This is a genomic window from Thioalkalivibrio sp. ALE10, assembly GCF_000381385.1.
Lineage (GTDB): Bacteria > Pseudomonadota > Gammaproteobacteria > Ectothiorhodospirales > Ectothiorhodospiraceae > Thioalkalivibrio.
The window spans coordinates 92,165-109,971 of the sequence record NZ_KB906454.1 but is presented as its reverse complement, the minus strand read 5'-3'; the positions used below and the strand labels follow the sequence as shown (position 1 = coordinate 109,971).

The following is a 17,807-nucleotide window of genomic DNA, read 5'->3' as shown; positions in this document are numbered from 1 at the left end:
AGGTGCACCGGTTATTCGAGGCCGAGGGCCTCGCGCTGGCGCTTGGCGACCGTCTCGGGCAGCGGGACGAAGCCGTCACGCACGACCACCTCCTGTCCTTCCTGCGACAGCACCATCTTCAGGAACTCGGCCTGGCGCGGGGCGAGGCCGTCTTCCGGGTGGTTGTTGACCGCGACGTAGAGGAAGCGCGACAGGGGGTAGTCGCCGGAAGCGGCGTTCTCGGCAGTCGGCTCGTACAGGGCATCCTCGCTCTCGCCGAGGGCGATGGCGCGGACACCGGAGGTGTTGTAGCCGATGCCGGAGTAGCCGATGCCGTTGAGGGACTCGGCGACACCCTGGACGACCGAGGCGGAACCCGGCTGTTCGTTCACGGCATTCTTGAAGTCACCGTCGCACAGGGCGTGCTGGCGGAAGTACCCGTAGGTGCCGGAGACCGCGTTACGCCCGTAGATGGTGATGTCGCGGTTGGCCCAGGAGCCTTCCAGGCCGAGCTGGCCCCAGCGGTTGATGTCCTCGGCACCGCCGCAGCGGCGGGTGGACGAGAACGCCGCGTCCACCTGTTCGATCGACATCCCCTCGATCGGATTGTCGCGGTTCACGAACACGGCGATGGAGTCGATGGCCACCGGCACCAGGGTCATCTCGTAGCCGTGCCGCTCTTCGAACGAGGCCTGCTCGCTGTCGCGCGGCTGGCGGGACATCGGGCCGAAGTCGGCGGTGCCCTCGGTCAGGGCGGGCGGGGCGGTGGAGGTGCCGGCACCCTGGATCTGGATGTTCACGTTGGGGTAGAAGTCCTGGAACTCCTCGGCCCACAGCGCCATCAGGTTGTTCAGGGTGTCCGAGCCTTCGCTGGACAGGTTGCCGGAGATGCCGCTGACGGTCTGGTAGGCCGGCAGGTCCGGGTCAACATCGGCCATCGCCGGTGTGACGGCAAGGGCGGCGGCCGCGGCGGCGGCCAGAACGGTACGCTTGAACAGCATGGGTCACTCCCTCGTGCTTGCTTGACGGTGCGTCGGACCGGTGGGTCCTTGATGCCGGATTATCGGGAGCCATGCTTGCAGTTTGGTGACGGCAACGTGACAGAAGCATGACAGGGGGCTGTAACGGGATTGTCATCGGCGCTCCATACAGTGCACCCATGAAAGCTGATCGTCCCCTTCGCGTCTGGCCCCTGGCCGCCCGTGTCCTGGTTCGTCCGGGACCGGTGCTGCGCTCGCTCGCCGCTCACGGTCCGCTGCCTTCGTGGCAGGCCGTGTTCCTGCGTTTCTCTCTGCCCCTGGTGCTCACCAGCGTCATCCTCAGTCAATGGCTTTACGGGCTGATGCCACCCGCGCTGCCCCCGGAGTCCGTTCCGGATCCGGTGGGGTTCGGCGTCTACAGCGTGCTGGCCATGACGGTGGGGGTCGCGGGGCTGACCCTGTCGGCTCACTATCTGGTGGAGCTGTTCCAGGGGCCGGCGGGTCCCGAGCGGGCCGCCATGGCCGTGACCCTGGGGCTGGTCCCGGCATGGCTGGGCAACGTGGTCGCGGCGTTCCCCTGGCCCTGGGGCAACGGCCTCGCGCTGGCCCTGATCCTGTACAGCCTTGCGCTGCTGTATGTGGCTCTGCGTGAACTGCTGGGACTGAAACGCGGCAACCGGATCGGCCTGTGGGCGGCCACGCTGTTCTCCGGGGCGTTCATCACGCTGGTCTTTGGCTGGGCGTTGATGGACCTGATTCCCGGGGCCGCCCCGGAACTGCGTCTCGGCACGACCTGGTTGATCTGAATTCAATTTTCGCAGCGCCGCACCGTATGCGGCGGGAAATGGCAACTGAAGCGGCTGCCGACGCCGAGTTCGCTGTCGATCTGCAGCTGTCCCTGGTGGCGCAGCAGCACATGCTTGACGATGGCCAGACCCAGGCCGGTGCCGCCGCGATCCTGGCTGCGGGCATCGTCCACGCGGTAAAAACGCTCGGTCAGCCTCTCCAGATGGTGGCTGGCGATGCCGGGACCGTTGTCGTCCACGGCGAGAGTGGCGCCGCCGTCGTCGGTTGCGGACCAGCTCAGGGTGACCCGGGTGCCTGCCGGGGTGTACTTGATCGCATTGAACAGCAGGTTGGCGAAGGCCGATCGCAACTCGGTCTCGGTGCCGAGGATCTCCAGATCGGGCTCGGCATCCAGTGCCAGGTGGTGGCCGCGGTCGCCGGACAGCAGTTCGGCCTCGTCGATCAGGCTGCGCAGCATCTTGGTCGGGTTGAACCAGGTCTGCTCGCCCTGTTCCGAGCCGGTCTCCAGGCGCGAGAGCATCAGCAGGTCGTCCACCAGCAGTTTCATGCGCTCCGACTGTTCGCGCAGCAGGCGTACCGAGTCCATCAGTTCCGGCTGGTCGACCAGTTCGTCCTCGAGGGTTTCGGCCACGCCGTAGAGCACGGTCAGCGGGGTGCGCAGTTCATGGGACACGTTGGCGATGAAATCCCGGCGCATCACCTCCAGACGGTGCAGGTGCGTGGTGTCGCGCGCCAGCAGCAGGTACTGGTGCTCGCCGTAGGGCACCAGACGAATCTCCAGCCGCCGGTTCGCATCCAGCGGCGACGGCATGTTGAGGCTCTCCTGCGGCGGACTGGCGGGGTCCATGAAACGCAGGAAATCCGGATGGCGCACCAGGTGGGTAATGCGGCGGCCCTCGTCGGCCGGCCATTCCAGATCCAGCAGGCGCGCGGCGGTGGGGTTCGCCCATTCGATCCGGTGCTCGGGGTTGAGGACCACCACCGCGTCGGGAAGGGCGCTGGCCGAGTCGCGGTAGCGTTCCAGCGTGCGCCGCAGGCCGGCCACCCGGCGCAGTCGCCGCTGGCGGCGCTGGTGCAGGTTGGTGAAGATCTCGCCCCATATGCCGCGGGCATCCGGGGGCTCGCTGCGGCCGCCGCGACGGGCCCAGTTTTCCAGGCGGTAGAGCTGCAGGAGGTTCCAGCCCAGCGCGGCGGTCAGCAGGCCCGTCGCGGTGATCCACGGGTAGCCGAGGGCCCACCCGGTGCCGAGAATGATCAGGCCGGCGAGCAGGTTGCGGGCAATAACCCGTGGCCAGGGGTTGAAGGGGGGCTGCAAGGGGCGGGTCCGGTCAGGGCTGGTCGGAGAAACGGTAACCGGAGCCCCGCACTGTCTGCACCAGGTCGTCGTGTCCGGTTTCGGCCAGGGCCTTGCGCAGGCGACGGATATGCACATCCACGGTGCGTTCCTCCACGTAGACGTTGGTGCCCCAGACCTTGTCCAGCAGCTGCTCGCGGGTGAAGACCCGGTCGGGGTGGGTCATGAAGAAATGCAGCAGATTGTATTCGGTGGGGCCCAGACTGACCGGTTGCCCGTTGCCGCTGACCCGGTGCGAGACCGGATCGAGCGCCAGACCGCGGACCTCCACCGGCTCCTCCGAGCTGGTGGGCGTGGTGCGCCGGAGCACGGCCTTGATCCGCGCCACCAGCTCGCGCGGCGAAAACGGTTTGACGATGTAGTCATCGGCGCCGACGTCCAGCCCGCGGACGCGGTCTTCCTCCTCGCCGCGCGCGGTCAGCATGATCACCGGAATGTCCTTGGTGACGGGGCTGGCCTTGAGTTCCCGGGCCCAGTCGAGCCCGCTGATGTCCGGCAGCATCCAGTCCAGCAGGACCAGATCGGGCGGGTCCTGGAGCAGGTCGGTGCGCGCGCTGCGGACGTCGCCTGCCTCGCGCAGATCGTAGCCGGCCCGGTTGAGGGGCAGGCGGAGCATCTCGCGAATGGCGAGGTCATCCTCCACAAGCAGGATCGAAACAGCCATGTCGGCCTCCGGTTGCGTGATGACCGCATTGCATAACAGGCGTGTTACAGACGTGTGAACACGGCATCATGCGACGGGAATCCTGCTCGCCGTCATTGGCGCCCGTCCTCGCCGTGAGTGGCGGTGATGCGCGCGCGCATGCGGCGCAGGGCATACCACACCCCGCCGACCACCACCGGGACGGTGGCACCGATGGCGATGTTGACCGGGATCGGGAGCGTGCCGGCTTCGTCCATCCCGCGCAGGAAATAGGCCAGCAGGCTGGTCAGATAATAGGAGATCACCACCACCGACAGTCCTTCGACGGTCTCCTGCAGGCGCAGCTGCAGATGGGCGCGCCGGTTCATGGAGCGCAGCAGGTCGCGGTTCTGGTTTTCCACGGCGACGTCCACCCGGGTGCGCAGCATGGAGGTGGTCCGGTGAATCCGGGTCGCGAGGTTGTTGAGCCGTTCGTCCTGCGAGCGGCAGGTGCGCATGGCCGGGTCCAGACGGCGGCCGAGGTATTCGCACAGGGTCTGCAGACCCGGGATACGCACCGGGCGCAGTTCCTCGGCGCGCTTGTCCACCATGGAGGCATAGGCGCGTGCGGCGTGGAAGCGGGTCGCCGTGTGGCTGCCCATGCGCTCGACATCGGCGGCCAGATCGGACAGCGCGGCCAGCAGCCGCTGTTCGCGGTCGGTGCCGCCGAAGCGATCGGAGATGCCGGCCATCTCGTCGTTGATGTCGTTGAGGCGGCCCTCCAGTTCGTTGAGCTCGGGCATCAGCTCGCGGGCCAGCGGCAGGGCGAGCAGGGCCATGAGGCGATAGGTCTCCAGCTCGAGCACGCGCTGCACCAGGCGCCCGGCCTGACGGGGTGACAGGTCCACGTCGCGGACCAGGAAACGCTCGAAGCCGTCCTCGCGCACCCGGAAATCGGTGAACACCCGGCCGTCGCCGCCGGACACGCCGTTGCCGGCGAACGAGTAGGGCGCGAACAGCTCGCCCAGGTCCTGCATGCTGCGCACCGGGGCCTCGCGCGGCTCCAGCTCCAGGTGGATGGCGGCAATGGTCTCTCCCGGCAGGCCGGTCAGCCAGTCGATGGGCACCCGATGGATGGCGGGATGGGTAAACGGTTCCTGGCGGGGTTCGTTCACCACGAAGAACGCCCAGGTGGAGAATTCGTTGTGGCGTTCCCAGCGCAGGCGGAACTCGTCCAGGTCCACGGCCACGAAGTTCTCGCCGTTCAGCGGGGGCTCGATTCCGTACCGCCGGCACAGGTCGGCCACACATTCGCGTTCCCGGTCGATGGCTTCGCGCGGGCTCAGCAGGGTCAGCCAGGACACCCGCGCCGGCGGCTCCAGCGGTTCGTAAAAACGGGTATGGACCTCTTCCTGGATGGACTCGCGCAGGGGGTGGTTGCCGGGCAGCAGCGGGTTGGTTTGCATGTCAGTAGCCGGGTGATGGTTCGGAGTCGGGATCGGGTCGGGGTGGACGTTCAGCTACCGCGTCCCCGTCGGCGCGGCCGCAGACTGTGCCACAGGACCACCGCCATATCGCGCGCGCCCAGGCGGGGGCGGGCGAAGGCATCGTTCTCCTGGCGCAGGCGCCAGAGCACGCGCGCGCCGCCATTGACGATGGCACGGATCTCGAGACCGAGCCGCCCGCGCAGGGTTCCGCCCAGGGGGGCGCCGGCGCGCAGCAGGCGGTCGGCGCGGGCGTACTGGAACTGCATCAGGTTCTGCAGGGGCAGGGTGTTGAGCCGCTCGCGCAGCATCACCTCGGTCACGCCGTAGCGGGCCATCTCGTCCTGCGGGAGATAGATGCGGTCGTTCTCGCGGATGTCCTGGTGCAGGTCCTGATAGAAGTTGATCAGCTGGAGCGCGGTGCAGATGGCATCTGACTGGCCCAGCATGGCGTCGTCGGGGTCGCCCTGCAGGTGCAGGATCAGCCGGCCGACGGGGTTGGCCGAACGCCGGCAGTATTCCATGACCTCGCCGATGTCCGCATAGCGGGTCTTTTCCAGGTCCTGGATGAACGCGTCCGCGAGGTCGACGAAGGGTTCAACGGGCAGGTCGAAGCGCTTCTTCGCATCCGCGAGCGCGATCCATTCGGGGGTGCTCTCCGCGGCCGGGTCGTCCAGCGCGCGGACGTGCTCCTGCATCGCCTGCAGATCGGCGCGGCGGGCCTCGACCGGGCGCGAATCCTCGTCGGCGAGGTCGTCGGCGTCGCGCGCATAGCAGTAGATCGCGGCCACCGGGTCGCGCAGCTTGCGTGGCAGCAGGCGCGAGGCGACGGGAAAGTTCTCGTAGTGCGACCGGGCACGCTGGCGGCAATGCCGATAGGCAGCGGCGATGTCGGGGCGGGCCATGTCAGCTCCAGTCGGGGGTCTTGGTGCACCCATTATGCCGGTTTTGTCCTGTGTGGGAGGCCGGCCCTCCGGCCGATCGGACGGGCGGCGGGCGATCGTCGAGGGGCTCGGCTCCTGCAAGGCGGGGCCCGTGACTCAGCCGGCTGCGCGGGTGAACGTCTCGCGCCAGCCCCAGAAGTCGCCGGGCTGGTGCAGGACACCGTCGGCGCCCCAGCCATCGGGATCCTGACCGGCATCGATATAGCCCCAGGCGGCGATGAGAGTGCTCATGCCGGCGGCACGGCCGGCGGCGATGTCGCGCTCGGCATCGCCCCAGTAGCAGTGGCGCGCGGGCTCGAGCCCGGTCTGGCGGGCGGCCAGCCACATGGGATCGGGGTCCGGCTTGCGCCGATTGAGGCTGTCGCCGCAGACGATCGCGCTCATGCGCGGGGCGAGGCCCAGGGCCTCCAGCAGCGGTTCGGTCAGCCACGCGGGCTTGTTGGTGACCACGCCCCAGTGCCAGCCGCGCGCCTCGATCTCGTTCAGCAGGACATCCATGCCGGGGAACAGCCCGGTCGCGATGCACAGGTCGCGCGCATAGATCTCCAGATAGCGCTTCTTCAGGGCCTCGGTCCGGTCTTCCGGCGCGTCGGGGAAGGCCAGGGTGACCAGGGCATGCGAGCCGTGTGATACATGGTTGCGCACGGCATCGAAGGGCAGGGGCGCGCGGTCGTTCTCGGCCAGCAGCCGGTTGAGCGCGGCGTGCATGTCGGGTGCGGTGTCGAGGAGGGTCCCGTCCAGATCGAACAGGACCGCGCCCGGTTCGTGGCTCATGCGCGAGCGGCCATCAGGTAGTTGACGTCGGTGTTCGGAGTCAGACGGTAGCGCCCGGACAGCGGCGACCAGGTGAGCCCGGTCAGATCGGCCACCCCCACCTGATGCCGGCGCAGCTGCGCGGCCAGTTCCGAGGGCCGGATGAAACGACCGTACTCGTGGGTGCCGGCCGGCAGCAGGCGCATCAGGTATTCGGCGCCCACGATGGCCTCGGCAAACGCGCGCGGCGTGCGGTTGATGGTGGAGAGGAAGATCCAGCCGCCGGGCCGGACCAGCCGGCACAGGGCGTCGATCACGTTCTCCGGGTCCGGCACGTGTTCCAGCATTTCCAGGCAGGTCACCACGTCGTATTCGCCCGGGTGTTTTTCCGCGTGCTCCTCGGCCGTTACGTGCAGGTAGCGCACGGAAACACCGCTGTCGTGGGCGTGCTCGCGCGCGACTTCCAGGTGTTCGGCTCCGGCGTCCAGTCCGGTGACCTCGGCGCCGCGCACGGCCATCGCTTCGGACAGGATCCCGGCGCCACAGCCGACATCCAGCACCTTCTTGCCGGCCAGGTCGGCGTGGCCGTCGATCCATTCCAGGCGCAGGGGGTTGATCGCGTGGAGGGTGGCGAAGGCCCCGTTGGGGTCCCACCATTCGTGCGCGCGATCCGTGAATTTGTGGATCTCGGCCGGATCGACGTTGGAGTGCGTCTGGGTCATGGGCAGTTCAGCTCTCGCAGGCTTGCAGGGTCTCGGCCACGCGGCCCTGCCACCGAACGGCGCTGGCGTGGATGGCCTCAAGGTCCAGCGTAAGCAGTTCGCGGTCGGCGAGCAACGCCCGGCCGTCGACCCACACGTCGCGCACGGCCTCGCGGGTGGCGGCATAGACGATGCGTGCGTGCGGATCGTGTTCGGGCTGCAGCTCCGGGGAGGTCAGGTCGAGGCTGATCAGATCGGCGCGCTTGCCCGCTTCCAGCGAGCCGATCTCGTGGTCCAGCCCCAGGGCGCGAGCGCTGCCCAGGGTCGCCATCTCCAGCACACGCTCGGCCGGCAGCGCGGCCGCATCGCCGCTCACGCCCTTGGCCAGCAGGGCCGCGGTGCGCATCTCGCCGATCATGTCGAGGTCGTTGTTGGAGGCGGTCCCGTCGGTGCCCAGCGCGAGGTTGATCCCGGCCTCGTCCAGGCGCGCCACCGGGCAGAAGCCGGACGCCAGCTTGAGGTTGGATTCCGGACAGTGCGTGATCGACACCGGCCGGTTCTCCAGCAGGGCCAGGTCTTCGTCGCTGACCTGGGTCATGTGCACCGCCATGAACGGCTGGTCCAGCAGGCCCAGGCGAGCGAGGCGGGCCAGCGGGCGTTCACCGCCATTGCTCACCGCCTCTTCCACCTCGCCGGCGGTCTCGTGCACGTGGGTGTGCACCGGCACGCCCAGCTCGCGGGCGCGCTCGCCCACCCGCTGCATGCTCTCGTCGCCCACGGTGTAGGGCGCGTGGGGGGCGACGGTGAAGCGGATGCGGGAGTGATCGCCCCAGGTGTCCACGACCTCGCGCCCGCGCTGGAAGTATTCGTCCGGGGTCTGCGCCCAGGGGGTGGGGAAATCGAACACCGTCAGGCCCATCACCCCGCGGATCCCGCTGGCATCCACCGCGGCGGCCGCGTCCCCCACGAACAGATACATGTCGGAGAAGCAGGTGGTGCCGCCGCGCAGCATCTCCGCGGCAGCCAGACGGGTGCCGTCGTAGACGAACTCCGGCGAAAGCAGCCGGCCTTCCACCGGCCATACGTAGCGCTTCAGCCACTCCATCAGCGGCTGGTCGCTGCCGATGCCGCGCAACAGAGTCATCCCGGCGTGGGTGTGGGCGTTCACCAGCCCCGGCATCAGGGCGTGCCCCTCGCGATGTTCGTGGCGGGCCTCGGGATGCTCGGCGAGGGCCTGCTCGCGTGGCTTGACGGTCAGGATGGCACCGTCGCGAATGACTACCGCATGGTCTTCCAGGACGGCCCCCCGTGGAACCACGGGCAGCACCCAGGAGGCGCTCAGGATCAGCGTGGCTGCTTCGGACATCGGTACTCCGAGGTGACGGTTTGAAGATCGGGTTTCGGAATCCGCGCATGGTAAGCAAACGCGGACCAATGTACACGTTCGCGGCCCGGCCGACGGACCGCTCCGATACCCGGAAAGGATGGGGCCGGAACTGTGGAACATGCCCGCACCGAGCTGTATCCTTGCGGCCTTCAGAGATCGCCAAACCCGGGTGCAGTTGCCAATGATCGCAGCAGGAAGCTGGAAAACCGCGGTGCCTCTCGTGGTCGCCGTCGCCCTGTCGGGCTGCGGGTTCGCGCCGGGTGGTTTCATTCAGGAGCGCGCCGAGAGCGAACCACTGCACGACATGGTGGAGGTGAAGCCGATCACCCGCGGTCTGGTTCGTCAGGAGGCCGAGGATCCCGTCCAGCCGGATCTGGAACAGGCACGCGAGGAGCTCGAGGCGGATGACACGCGGTACGACTACCGGATCGGTCGCGGCGACGTGCTCAGCATCATCGTTTATGACCATCCCGAACTGACGATCCCGGCCGGTTCGGAACGCTCGGCGGCCGAATCCGGCAATACGGTGCATTCCGACGGGACCATCTTCTATCCGTTCGTCGGACGCGTGGAGGTCGAGGGCCGAACGGTAGCCGAAGTGCGGGACATCCTTGCGGAAGAGCTCGCCGCGGTCATCAATGATCCGCAGGTAGAAGTGCTGGTGGCGGATTACCGCTCGCAGCAGGTGCACGTGACCGGCGAGGTGCGTGAACCGGGGCGCCAGCCGGTGACCAACGTTCCGCTGACGGTGCTGGACGCGATCAATGATGCCGGTGGCCTGACCGAGGAGGCGAACTGGCACAACGTACGTCTGACACGCGATGGTGAAGAAGTGCCACTGTCGATGTACGCGATGCTGAGCGAGGGCGATCTGTCCGAGAACCGCGTGCTCCGGGATGGCGACGTGCTGCACGTGCCGGACACGACCGACCAGAAGGCGTATGTGCTGGGCGAGGTGGGCGAACCGCGCAGTATCCCGATGGGACGCGGACGGATCTCGCTGACCGACGCACTTACCGATTCCGGTGGCTTCAACGAGGCGACGGCGGATGCCAGCGGCATCTTTGTGGTCCGTCAGGCGCCGCCGGACAGTGACCTGCTGGCGACGGTTTACCAGCTGGATGCCCGGGATGCCACGGCGCTGGTGCTGGGGACGGAGTTCGAGCTCGAACCCATGGATATCGTCTATGTGACGACGACTCCCCTGGGGCGCTGGAACCGTGTGATCAATCAGTTGCTTCCGACTGTTAACGCTGTTTATCGTGCCTCCCGGGCCACGCGCGACGTGCGCGAGCTGCGCGACGACTTCTGAGCGGGCAGGGTGGAACGGATGTTTGAACGGATCCTGGTGGTATGTACGGGCAACATCTGTCGCAGTCCGGTGGCCGAGGCGATGCTGCGCCGGCATGCCCCGGAGCGCAACATTGGTTCGGCCGGTCTCGGCGCGCTGGTAGGCGAGGGTGTCGCGCCGCAGGCCCGGGCACTGGCGGAGGCCGATGGCCTGGACGTGTCCGGTCACCAGGCCCGGCAACTGACCACCGGCATGCTCGAGCAATCCGATCTGGTGCTGGTGATGAGTGACGGGCAGCGTCAGGCGATCGGCCGCAACCACCCCCGTGCCCTGGGCAAGACCATGCGTTTCGGTCACTGGCTGGATGACGGCCACGGGCGCGATATCCCCGATCCCTATGGCAAGAGCGACGAGGCATTTCGGGAAGTGCACGCGCTGCTGACCGAAGCCGCACAGAGCTGGGCGGAGCGACTGGGCTGATCTCCCGGCCGCGCCACGACAGGAACAGGTAACCGATGACGCAGACCCCCGCTTCCCCGCCGCCGGCGGATGACGAGATCGACCTTGGCCGGCTGTTCGGACTGCTGCTCGATCACAAGTGGTGGATCGTCGGCATTACGTTCCTGTTCATGCTGGGCGGTGGGGCGTATGCGACCCTCTCGACGCCGGTTTACCAGGCGGATGCGCTGGTCCAGGTGGAGGATACCGGCGGTGTCAGTGCGCCACTGAACGACATGCGCGAGATGCTGGGGCGCGAGCCGCGTGCGTCGGCGGAGCTGGAGATCCTGCGTTCGCGCATGGTGCTGGGTCAGGCGGTGGATCGCGAGCGCCTGGACCTGATCGTGCGTCCGGTGCGCCTGCCGGTGATCGGAGATTTTCTGGTCCGCCAGGACTGGGACCGGAGCCGGGCCGCCATGTTGGGCGGAGTCGCCGAGCGCTATGCGTGGTCCGGAGAATCGCTGACGGTGGGCGACCTGCGGGTCACGCCCGCGATGGAGGGGGAAACCCTGACACTGCAGGTCACCGGCGAGGATCGGTTCCGCCTGGCCCACGACGATCGGGTCCTGGGAGAAGGCCGAACCGGGGAGGAGGCGAGCTTCCTCGACGGGCAGGTCATCCTGTTTGTGGAGGACATCTCGGCCGGGGCCGGGGCCCGCTTCGAACTCCAGCGCCGCGCTCGGCTGGCCGCGATACGCGATCTGCGCAACCGTTTCCAGGCCACGGAACAGGGCAATGAGAGTGGCGTCTTCAGCCTGACGTTCACCCACACCGATTCGGAACAGGCTCGCGGCGCCCTGAACGCGATCAGTGACATCTATCGCCGACAGAACGTCGAACGTCAGGCCGCGGAGGCGGAACAGAGCCTGGAGTTCCTGGAAGAGCAGGTGCCCCAGGTACGGGCACGGCTGCGGGAAGCGGAAGACGCCCTGAACGAGTATCAGGTGGAGCAGGAAAGCGTCGACATGTCGATGGAGACGCAGGCGGTCCTCGACCGGCTGGTGGACCTGGAGCGCCAGATCACCGAGCTGGAATTCGAGGAGGCGGAGATCTCCCGTCGGTACACGCAGAACCATCCGACCTACGTCACCCTGCTGGAAAAGCGCGAGCAACTGGAGAACGAACGTCGGGAGCTGCAGCAGGAGATCGGGGGCCTGCCGGAGACCCAGCAGCAAGTACTCCGCCTGCAACGCGATGTCGAAGTGAACCAGGAAGTCTATGTCCAGCTGCTCAACCGCATGCAGGAGATGGACATCACGCGAGCCAGCACGGTGGGGAATGTCCGCATCCTGGACGATGCCGCAGTTCTGCCGTCACCGGTGGAGCCACAGCGCGGGCTGATCGTGGCGCTGGCCACGGTCCTCGGCGGCATGCTTTCGGTGGCGCTGGTGCTGCTGCGCGGGATGCTCAACCGGGGCGTTGAATCACAGGAGCAGATCGAGGAACTGGATCTACCGGTCTATGCGACCGTACCGCTGTCGGACGTGCAGCAGAAACTCGTCAAGCGGCTGCGGCGGCGGCGTGATCTGAAAAGCGGGCGTCGACGCGGGGCCACCGGGGAAGAAGGGGTCGTAACGGGGGTGCTGGCCTCGTATTCCCCGACGGACGGGGCCATTGAGGCGCTGCGTGGTCTGCGCAGCAGCCTGCATTTCGCGATGCTCGAGGCGGCGGACAATCGGCTGGTGATCACGGGTCCCAGCCCGGGTGTTGGCAAGAGTTTCATCTCGGTGAACCTGGCGGCGGTGTGTGCCCAGGCGGGCCAGAAGGTCCTGGTGGTCGACGCCGACATGCGCAAGGGACACGTCCACCATGCATTCGGCGAGGCCAGCGCGGGCGGGCTGTCCGATCTGTTGTCGGAGAAGCTGACGCCGGGAGAAGCCATCCGTCAGACCGATATCGAGGGCCTGGACTACATGGCCCGGGGGTCGGCGCCCCCGAATCCCGCCGAGCTGCTGATGAACGAGCGTTTTACCCGGTTCCTCGACCAGGCGAGCGAGCAGTACGACCTGGTGCTGATCGATACGCCGCCGATCCTCGCGGTGACGGATGCCTCCGTGGTGGCGCGCCACTGCTCGACCACCCTCATGGTGGTGCGTTTCCAGCTCAATCCGCCGCGCGAGATCGAGGCGGCCCGGCGTCGTCTGGAGAGTGCGGGGGTGGAAACGCGGGGCGCGATCCTGAACTCCATGGAAGCCACCGCCACTGCCAGTTACGGCTACGGTTACTACCACTACTCGTACAAGTAGCGGAACTCCCGGTTCACCCGGCGGGACGGTATTCGGGAACGATCTCCCGCAGACGTGCGCGGGTCGCCGCGGCATCCATCGCCTGGTCGGCGCGTTCCAGAGCCTCCAGCGCCTCGTTCAGGGCATCGGCGAGTGCCCGGTCTTCGCGGGCCTGCATGATGCGGGGGTGTCGCGTGCTCTCCACGTTGTCGCCAATGAGCAGTTCTTCGTAGAGCTTTTCGCCCGGGCGCAGCCCGGTGAACTGGATCGCCACGCCGTCGGGCGGGTCGCCGTTGTCGTCCCGGACCTGGCGGCCGTGCAGGCGGATCATGCGTCGGGCGAGATCCTGGATTCGTACGGGCTCGCCCATGTCCAGAACAAAGACCTCACCGCCGCCGGCCATGGTGCCGGCCTGGATCACCAGCTCGGCGGCCTCCGGGATGGACATGAAGTAGCGCGTGATCTCGGGGTGGGTCACCGTGACGGGGCCGCCCTCCCGGATCTGGCGATGGAACAGGGGCACGACGGAACCAGATGATCCGAGGACGTTGCCAAAGCGCACCATGGAAAACACGGTAGCCGGGGTGCCGGCTGCCCGGTCCTGCAGGATCATTTCCGCCAGCCGCTTGCTCGCGCCCATGACGTTGGTGGGGCGCACGGCCTTGTCGGTACTGATGAGGATGAATCGTTCCACGCCGGCCGCTATCGCGGCGTCGGCCAGCACCCGCGTTCCGAGGACATTGTTGCGCACTCCCTCGACGGCATTCTCCTCGACGATGGGTACGTGCTTGTAGGCGGCCGCATGGTAAAGGGTCTGGATTCGGTGGCGGGCGAGGACGGATTCCACCCGCCGGGGCAGGGTGACCGACCCCAGAACGGCGTGGATCGGGCAGTCCACGCCGAGCTCGTCGCGCAGGGCCTGCATTTCCTGTTCGATACGGTAGAGCGCGAATTCGTTGCGTTCGAACAGGACGAGTTCGGCCGGTCCCTGGCGGAGGATGCGCCGGCACAGCTCCGAGCCGATGGAGCCGCCGGCACCGGTGACCATTACGCGGCGATCCACAATGCTGCATTGCAGCAGGTCCGGCTGAGGCGGCACCGGGTCGCGTCCCAGGAGATCCGCCACGTCGATATCTTCGAGCTGGTCCAGGCGGGCCTGGCCGGAGACGACGGCCTCCATGGAGGGTACCGACTGCACGTGCAGGGGATAGGGTTCCAGGCGCTCCAGGATGGCCTTGCGCGCCGAGCGCGAGGCCGAAGGAACGGCCAGCAGGATGCGCCGGATGCCGTACTGGTGCATCAGCGTGCCGATCAGCCGCGGGGGGTGGACCCGAACGCCGTTGATCGCCTGCCCCTGCAGGGCCGGGTTGTCGTCGATGAAGGCGACGATGCGGAACTGCCCGGTGGTACCGAGGCCGGCCGCGAGCTGCATCCCGGCGGCACCGGCGCCATAGACCAGTACGGGTTCCGCGTGGCGGCGCAGTTCGTTCACGTTCTGGTACCAGCTGCGCACGAGAAAACGGCTGCCGCCCACGTAGATGAAGGCCAGGAGGGCGAAGGCCACCGGGACCAGGCGAGGGAAGTCGTCCAGCCGCCCAATCGCCGCAGCCGCCCAGAGGAATCCGGCGAGCAGGACGACCCCGGTGGCCACGGACCATACCGCGCGGGTGCCCATGAAACGAACCACGGCACGGTAGAGGCCCAGCCGGGCGAAGATGAACACACCGACCACCGGCAGCAGGGGAAACAGCCACCAGGCATTGATCAGGGCTTCGGGCAGGGGTTCGGCCAGCCGGAGGGCGAAGGCCGTCCACAGGGCGAGCGGGAGCATGACCACATCGGCCGCGACCATCAGCCAGCGCTTGGTTCGGCGCGGCAGGTTGACGAGGGAGCCCAGCCAGCGGGTGCGGTGGTCGCCCGGTTGATCCTTGGGGTTGCCCATTCTTCCCTGGTCCCGGCGCGGGGTGCGCGCCTTACGCGGAGCCGATGTAAAAAAAGGGCCGCGAGGGCCCTTTTTTGCCGAATTCCGGCGTTGCCCCCTCTGCGGGCGCCGGAATACCCCCTGAAATCTGGCGGAGAGGGAGGGATTACTCGCCACGCTGTGGCTCGCCCTCCGGGCCATCGCCTGCGGCGATGTTCGGGTGCCGCGGTGCGGCACCCGTCGAACCCGGTTTGCTCGATTCCTCGGGTTCGAAATCCCTCGTCCGACCGGGATTTACATGGAACCAGGGGCCCGGTTGCCCCTGGTTCAAGAATCTGGCGGAGAGGGAGGGATTCGAACCCTCGATACGGGGTTACCGTATACACACTTTCCAGGCGTGCGCCTTCGACCGCTCGGCCACCTCTCCGTAAGCTGCGAAAGGTTAAACGACATCGGCGCCTTGTGCAATCGACGAAACCGCGCGCTCCCGAAGGGAGGCCCCCGCCGGAGTGTGCCGGCATTACTCGTTGATCTGCATCACGAACTCGCCATGTGTGGACGCTACACTTGAGCTGTCCGCTTTCTGCGGTGGTGGTCGCCGGCAGGGTCTCTGCCCCGGGCCGGGCACCGTTGAGTGGTGTATGTCGCGTGTTGGCCCCTTCAGGACGAAGGGGCCTTTTTTGTGTCCCCTTCCTGTGTGGGCGTTTTGCGACGCAGGCGGCGTTCCGCGTCACGCTGTAGCTATGGTCGGTGTCCGGACGGAATAACGGATGTCGGGCCGACGTCTTTTGGTTCACCAGGGCGTCTGTCGGCGCGATCCGGCAGACGGCTTTCTTCATTCAGGTCCTAACACTCAGGAGTGGTATATGAACCTCACGCGGAGGGAATTCCTCGAAGTCATGGTGGCCGCCAGCGCGGCCGGCCTCGCCACCAATGCCTGGGCGGGCGAGAGCATCGACTGGCAGCGCGCGCCGTCGGATTTCTACGACATTTCTCCGTTCGGGAACGTGTCTCTGCTGCACTACACCGACTGCCACGCGCAGCTGCGCCCGGTCTATTTCCGTGAGCCGGACGTGAACATTGGCGTGGGGGACATGCAGGGCAAGCCGCCGGTGCTGGCCGGCGAGGCGCTGCTTGACCACTTCGGGGTCGAAAAGGGCACACCCGAGGCCCATGCGCTGACCTTCCTCGATTTCGCCGAGGCGGCCGAGAAATACGGTCGGGTCGGCGGCTTCTCGCATCTGTCGACGCTGGTGAAGCGCCTGCGTGCGGACCGGCCGAACTCCCTCCTGCTGGACGGTGGCGACACCTGGCAGGGTTCGGCGACCTCGCTGTGGACTGGCGGGCAGGACATGGTCGACGCGCAGAAGCTGCTGGGCGTGGACGTGATGACCGGTCACTGGGAGTTCACCTTCGGTGACGAGCGCGTCAAGGAAGTCATCGAGAACGACTTCAAGCCCAACGGCATCGACTTCGTCGCGCAGAACGTCGAGGATCGCGACTGGGGTGACCGGATCTTCGAGCCCTACACCATCCGCGAGATGAACGGCGTCCCGGTGGCCGTGATCGGGCAGGCCTTCCCGTATACCTCGGTGGCCAATCCGGATTACATGTTCCCGGAATGGTCGTTCGGCATCCGTGACGACAAGATGCAGCAGATGATCGACGAGGTGCGTCAGAAGGGCGCGAAGGTCGTGGCGATCCTGTCGCACAACGGCATGGTGACGGACATCGAAATGGCCCGCCGGCTGCGTGACGTCGACGTGATCATGGGCGGCCACACTCACGACGCGATCCCGGGTGCGCTGGAGATCGAGAACGCCGCGGGCGAGCGCACGCTGGTGACCAACGCCGGTTCCAACGGCAAGTTCCTGGGTGTGCTGGACCTGGATGTGAACGACAGCGGCATCAAGGACTACCGCTTCAAGATGCTGCCGGTGTTCGCCAACATGCTGGACGCGGATCCGGAGATGGAGGCGCACATCGAAGAGGTGCGCAAGCCGTTCGAGGACCAGCTGCGGGAAGAACTGGCGGTGACCGACGACGTCCTCTACCGCCGCGGCAACTTCAACGGTACCTTCGACGAGGTCATCGTCCAGGCGATGATGGAAGAGATGGACGCCGAAGTCGCGCTGTCGCCGGGTTTCCGCTGGGGCGTGAGCGTGCTGCCGGGCCAGCCGATTACTTTCGAAGAGCTGATGACCCAGACCGCAACGACGTACTCCGAGACCACGCGCAACGAGATGACCGGCGCGGATCTCAAGCACGCGATGGAAGACGTGGCCAACTCGATCTTCAACGAAGATCCGTATCGTCATCGAGGCGGCGACATGGTGCGCACCGGCGGTATCCGCTACACCATTGACCCGCACAAGCCGATGGGCGAGCGCATCACCGACATGGAGATCAATGGCGAACCCATGGATCCGGAGCGGCGCTATGTGGTGGCAGGCTGGGCCGACGTGCATCAGCCGCATGACACGCCCCCGGTCTGGGAAGTGGTGGGTAACTGGCTGCGCAACCAGGATACGGTCAACGTGGGCGAGCCCTACCTGCCGAAGCTGAAGAACGTGGAGGGTGATCCCGGCCTGGCTCGCTAAGGCCGCCAGTTGCTCCGGATCCTTGTGATCCGGAGCCGGATCGTGAAGGGCCGTCCCGCGAGGGGCGGCCCTTTTTGTTGCCCCCGAGAGGCCCCGAGTGAAGGAGGGATCCCGGAAAGGCTCCCGGGGTGGTTTCTCGGGGTACCCTTGATGGGAGCGTGCTTGCACGCGAACAACGCGGGGTGTTGATTGGCGCCGCGATTCGCGGCCGGGGCCGCTCCACAGGGCGCCGCAGGCGCGCGGAATTACTTGGGGAGGATC

At 67.1% G+C, this 17,807-nt stretch carries 14 protein-coding genes and 1 tRNA gene; 5 read left to right on the top strand and 10 right to left on the bottom strand.

Annotated features, from left to right (window positions below):
• Positions 1–11: 11 nt before the first annotated feature.
• On the bottom strand, positions 12–980 hold the full coding sequence (locus tag F788_RS0109830) for a PstS family phosphate ABC transporter substrate-binding protein (RefSeq protein ID WP_019590044.1): 969 nt from the start codon (positions 978–980) through the stop codon (positions 12–14).
• 158 nt (positions 981–1,138) lie between these two features.
• Here F788_RS0109830 and F788_RS0109825 point away from each other — a divergent pair, with 158 nt between their 5' ends.
• Positions 1,139–1,765 (top strand): YIP1 family protein, encoded by a 627-nt coding sequence (locus tag F788_RS0109825; RefSeq protein WP_018869554.1) that lies wholly within the window; start codon positions 1,139–1,141, stop codon positions 1,763–1,765.
• Positions 1,766–1,767: 2 nt separating this feature from the next.
• On the opposite strand, the gene phoR is transcribed toward F788_RS0109825, so the two are convergent.
• From phoR to F788_RS0109790, 7 genes are all read right to left on the bottom strand, one after another.
• Positions 1,768–3,081, bottom strand: coding sequence for a phosphate regulon sensor histidine kinase PhoR (gene phoR, locus F788_RS0109820; protein WP_019590043.1), 1,314 nt, complete (start codon positions 3,079–3,081; stop codon positions 1,768–1,770).
• 13 nt (positions 3,082–3,094) lie between these two features.
• Complete coding sequence (gene phoB / locus F788_RS0109815; RefSeq protein ID WP_018869552.1) at positions 3,095–3,784, bottom strand: phosphate regulon transcriptional regulator PhoB; 690 nt, start codon at positions 3,782–3,784, stop codon at positions 3,095–3,097.
• A gap of 92 nt (positions 3,785–3,876) precedes the next feature.
• Positions 3,877–5,208 carry a DUF3422 family protein gene (locus tag F788_RS0109810; RefSeq protein ID WP_019590042.1) on the bottom strand — a complete coding sequence of 444 codons (1,332 nt, stop codon included), beginning with the start codon at positions 5,206–5,208 and terminating at the stop codon, positions 3,877–3,879.
• A gap of 50 nt (positions 5,209–5,258) precedes the next feature.
• Positions 5,259–6,131, bottom strand: a complete 873-nt coding sequence (gene hpnC / locus F788_RS0109805) for a squalene synthase HpnC (protein WP_019590041.1) — start codon at positions 6,129–6,131, stop codon at positions 5,259–5,261.
• A gap of 135 nt (positions 6,132–6,266) precedes the next feature.
• Complete coding sequence (gene gph / locus F788_RS0109800) at positions 6,267–6,944, bottom strand: phosphoglycolate phosphatase (protein WP_019590040.1); 678 nt, start codon at positions 6,942–6,944, stop codon at positions 6,267–6,269.
• A complete protein-coding gene (ubiG, locus tag F788_RS0109795; protein WP_019590039.1) occupies positions 6,941–7,645 on the bottom strand; it encodes a bifunctional 2-polyprenyl-6-hydroxyphenol methylase/3-demethylubiquinol 3-O-methyltransferase UbiG in 705 nt (234 codons plus the stop codon). The genes gph and ubiG overlap by 4 nt, the downstream gene beginning before the upstream one ends.
• 7 nt (positions 7,646–7,652) lie before the next feature.
• Positions 7,653–8,990: a TRZ/ATZ family hydrolase gene (locus F788_RS0109790; protein ID WP_019590038.1), complete on the bottom strand. Its 1,338-nt coding sequence runs from the start codon at positions 8,988–8,990 to the stop codon at positions 7,653–7,655.
• A gap of 202 nt (positions 8,991–9,192) precedes the next feature.
• On the opposite strand from F788_RS0109790, the gene F788_RS0109785 reads away from it, so the two are divergent.
• From F788_RS0109785 to F788_RS0109775, 3 genes are read left to right on the top strand one after another with little or no spacing between them, the layout of a single operon-like run.
• Positions 9,193–10,323 (top strand): polysaccharide export protein, encoded by a 1,131-nt coding sequence (locus F788_RS0109785; RefSeq protein WP_038036657.1) that lies wholly within the window; start codon positions 9,193–9,195, stop codon positions 10,321–10,323.
• Positions 10,324–10,341: 18 nt separating this feature from the next.
• A complete protein-coding gene (locus F788_RS0109780; protein WP_019590036.1) occupies positions 10,342–10,782 on the top strand; it encodes a low molecular weight protein-tyrosine-phosphatase in 441 nt (146 codons plus the stop codon).
• Positions 10,783–10,817: 35 nt separating this feature from the next.
• Complete coding sequence (locus F788_RS0109775) at positions 10,818–13,046, top strand: polysaccharide biosynthesis tyrosine autokinase (RefSeq protein WP_019590035.1); 2,229 nt, start codon at positions 10,818–10,820, stop codon at positions 13,044–13,046.
• A gap of 13 nt (positions 13,047–13,059) precedes the next feature.
• Here F788_RS0109775 and F788_RS0109770 read toward each other — a convergent pair whose 3' ends face one another.
• Both F788_RS0109770 and F788_RS0109765 read right to left on the bottom strand, forming a co-directional pair.
• On the bottom strand, positions 13,060–14,967 hold the full coding sequence (locus F788_RS0109770; protein ID WP_019590034.1) for a nucleoside-diphosphate sugar epimerase/dehydratase: 1,908 nt from the start codon (positions 14,965–14,967) through the stop codon (positions 13,060–13,062).
• A 315-nt stretch (positions 14,968–15,282) separates the two neighbouring features.
• A tRNA-Ser gene (locus F788_RS0109765) sits at positions 15,283–15,373 on the bottom strand.
• Between the two features lie 439 nt (positions 15,374–15,812).
• On the opposite strand from F788_RS0109765, the gene soxB reads away from it, so the two are divergent.
• Positions 15,813–17,546: a thiosulfohydrolase SoxB gene (gene soxB, locus F788_RS0109760; RefSeq protein ID WP_018869542.1), complete on the top strand. Its 1,734-nt coding sequence runs from the start codon at positions 15,813–15,815 to the stop codon at positions 17,544–17,546.
• Positions 17,547–17,807: the final 261 nt, after the last annotated feature.

What these genes read in the sequence shown, in the direction of transcription:
- F788_RS0109830 (WP_019590044.1), bottom strand. Translation starts at nt 980, where the DNA reads ATGCTGTTCAAGCGTACCGTTCTGGCCGCCGCCGCGGCCGCCGCCCTT.
- F788_RS0109825 (WP_018869554.1), top strand. Translation starts at nt 1,139, where the DNA reads ATGAAAGCTGATCGTCCCCTTCGCGTCTGGCCCCTGGCCGCCCGTGTC.
- phoB (WP_018869552.1), bottom strand. Translation starts at nt 3,784, where the DNA reads ATGGCTGTTTCGATCCTGCTTGTGGAGGATGACCTCGCCATTCGCGAG.
- F788_RS0109810 (WP_019590042.1), bottom strand. Translation starts at nt 5,208, where the DNA reads ATGCAAACCAACCCGCTGCTGCCCGGCAACCACCCCCTGCGCGAGTCC.
- hpnC (WP_019590041.1), bottom strand. Translation starts at nt 6,131, where the DNA reads ATGGCCCGCCCCGACATCGCCGCTGCCTATCGGCATTGCCGCCAGCGT.
- gph (WP_019590040.1), bottom strand. Translation starts at nt 6,944, where the DNA reads ATGAGCCACGAACCGGGCGCGGTCCTGTTCGATCTGGACGGGACCCTC.
- ubiG (WP_019590039.1), bottom strand. Translation starts at nt 7,645, where the DNA reads ATGACCCAGACGCACTCCAACGTCGATCCGGCCGAGATCCACAAATTC.
- F788_RS0109790 (WP_019590038.1), bottom strand. Translation starts at nt 8,990, where the DNA reads ATGTCCGAAGCAGCCACGCTGATCCTGAGCGCCTCCTGGGTGCTGCCC.
- F788_RS0109785 (WP_038036657.1), top strand. Translation starts at nt 9,193, where the DNA reads ATGATCGCAGCAGGAAGCTGGAAAACCGCGGTGCCTCTCGTGGTCGCC.
- F788_RS0109780 (WP_019590036.1), top strand. Translation starts at nt 10,342, where the DNA reads ATGTTTGAACGGATCCTGGTGGTATGTACGGGCAACATCTGTCGCAGT.
- F788_RS0109775 (WP_019590035.1), top strand. Translation starts at nt 10,818, where the DNA reads ATGACGCAGACCCCCGCTTCCCCGCCGCCGGCGGATGACGAGATCGAC.
- F788_RS0109770 (WP_019590034.1), bottom strand. Translation starts at nt 14,967, where the DNA reads ATGGGCAACCCCAAGGATCAACCGGGCGACCACCGCACCCGCTGGCTG.
- soxB (WP_018869542.1), top strand. Translation starts at nt 15,813, where the DNA reads ATGAACCTCACGCGGAGGGAATTCCTCGAAGTCATGGTGGCCGCCAGC.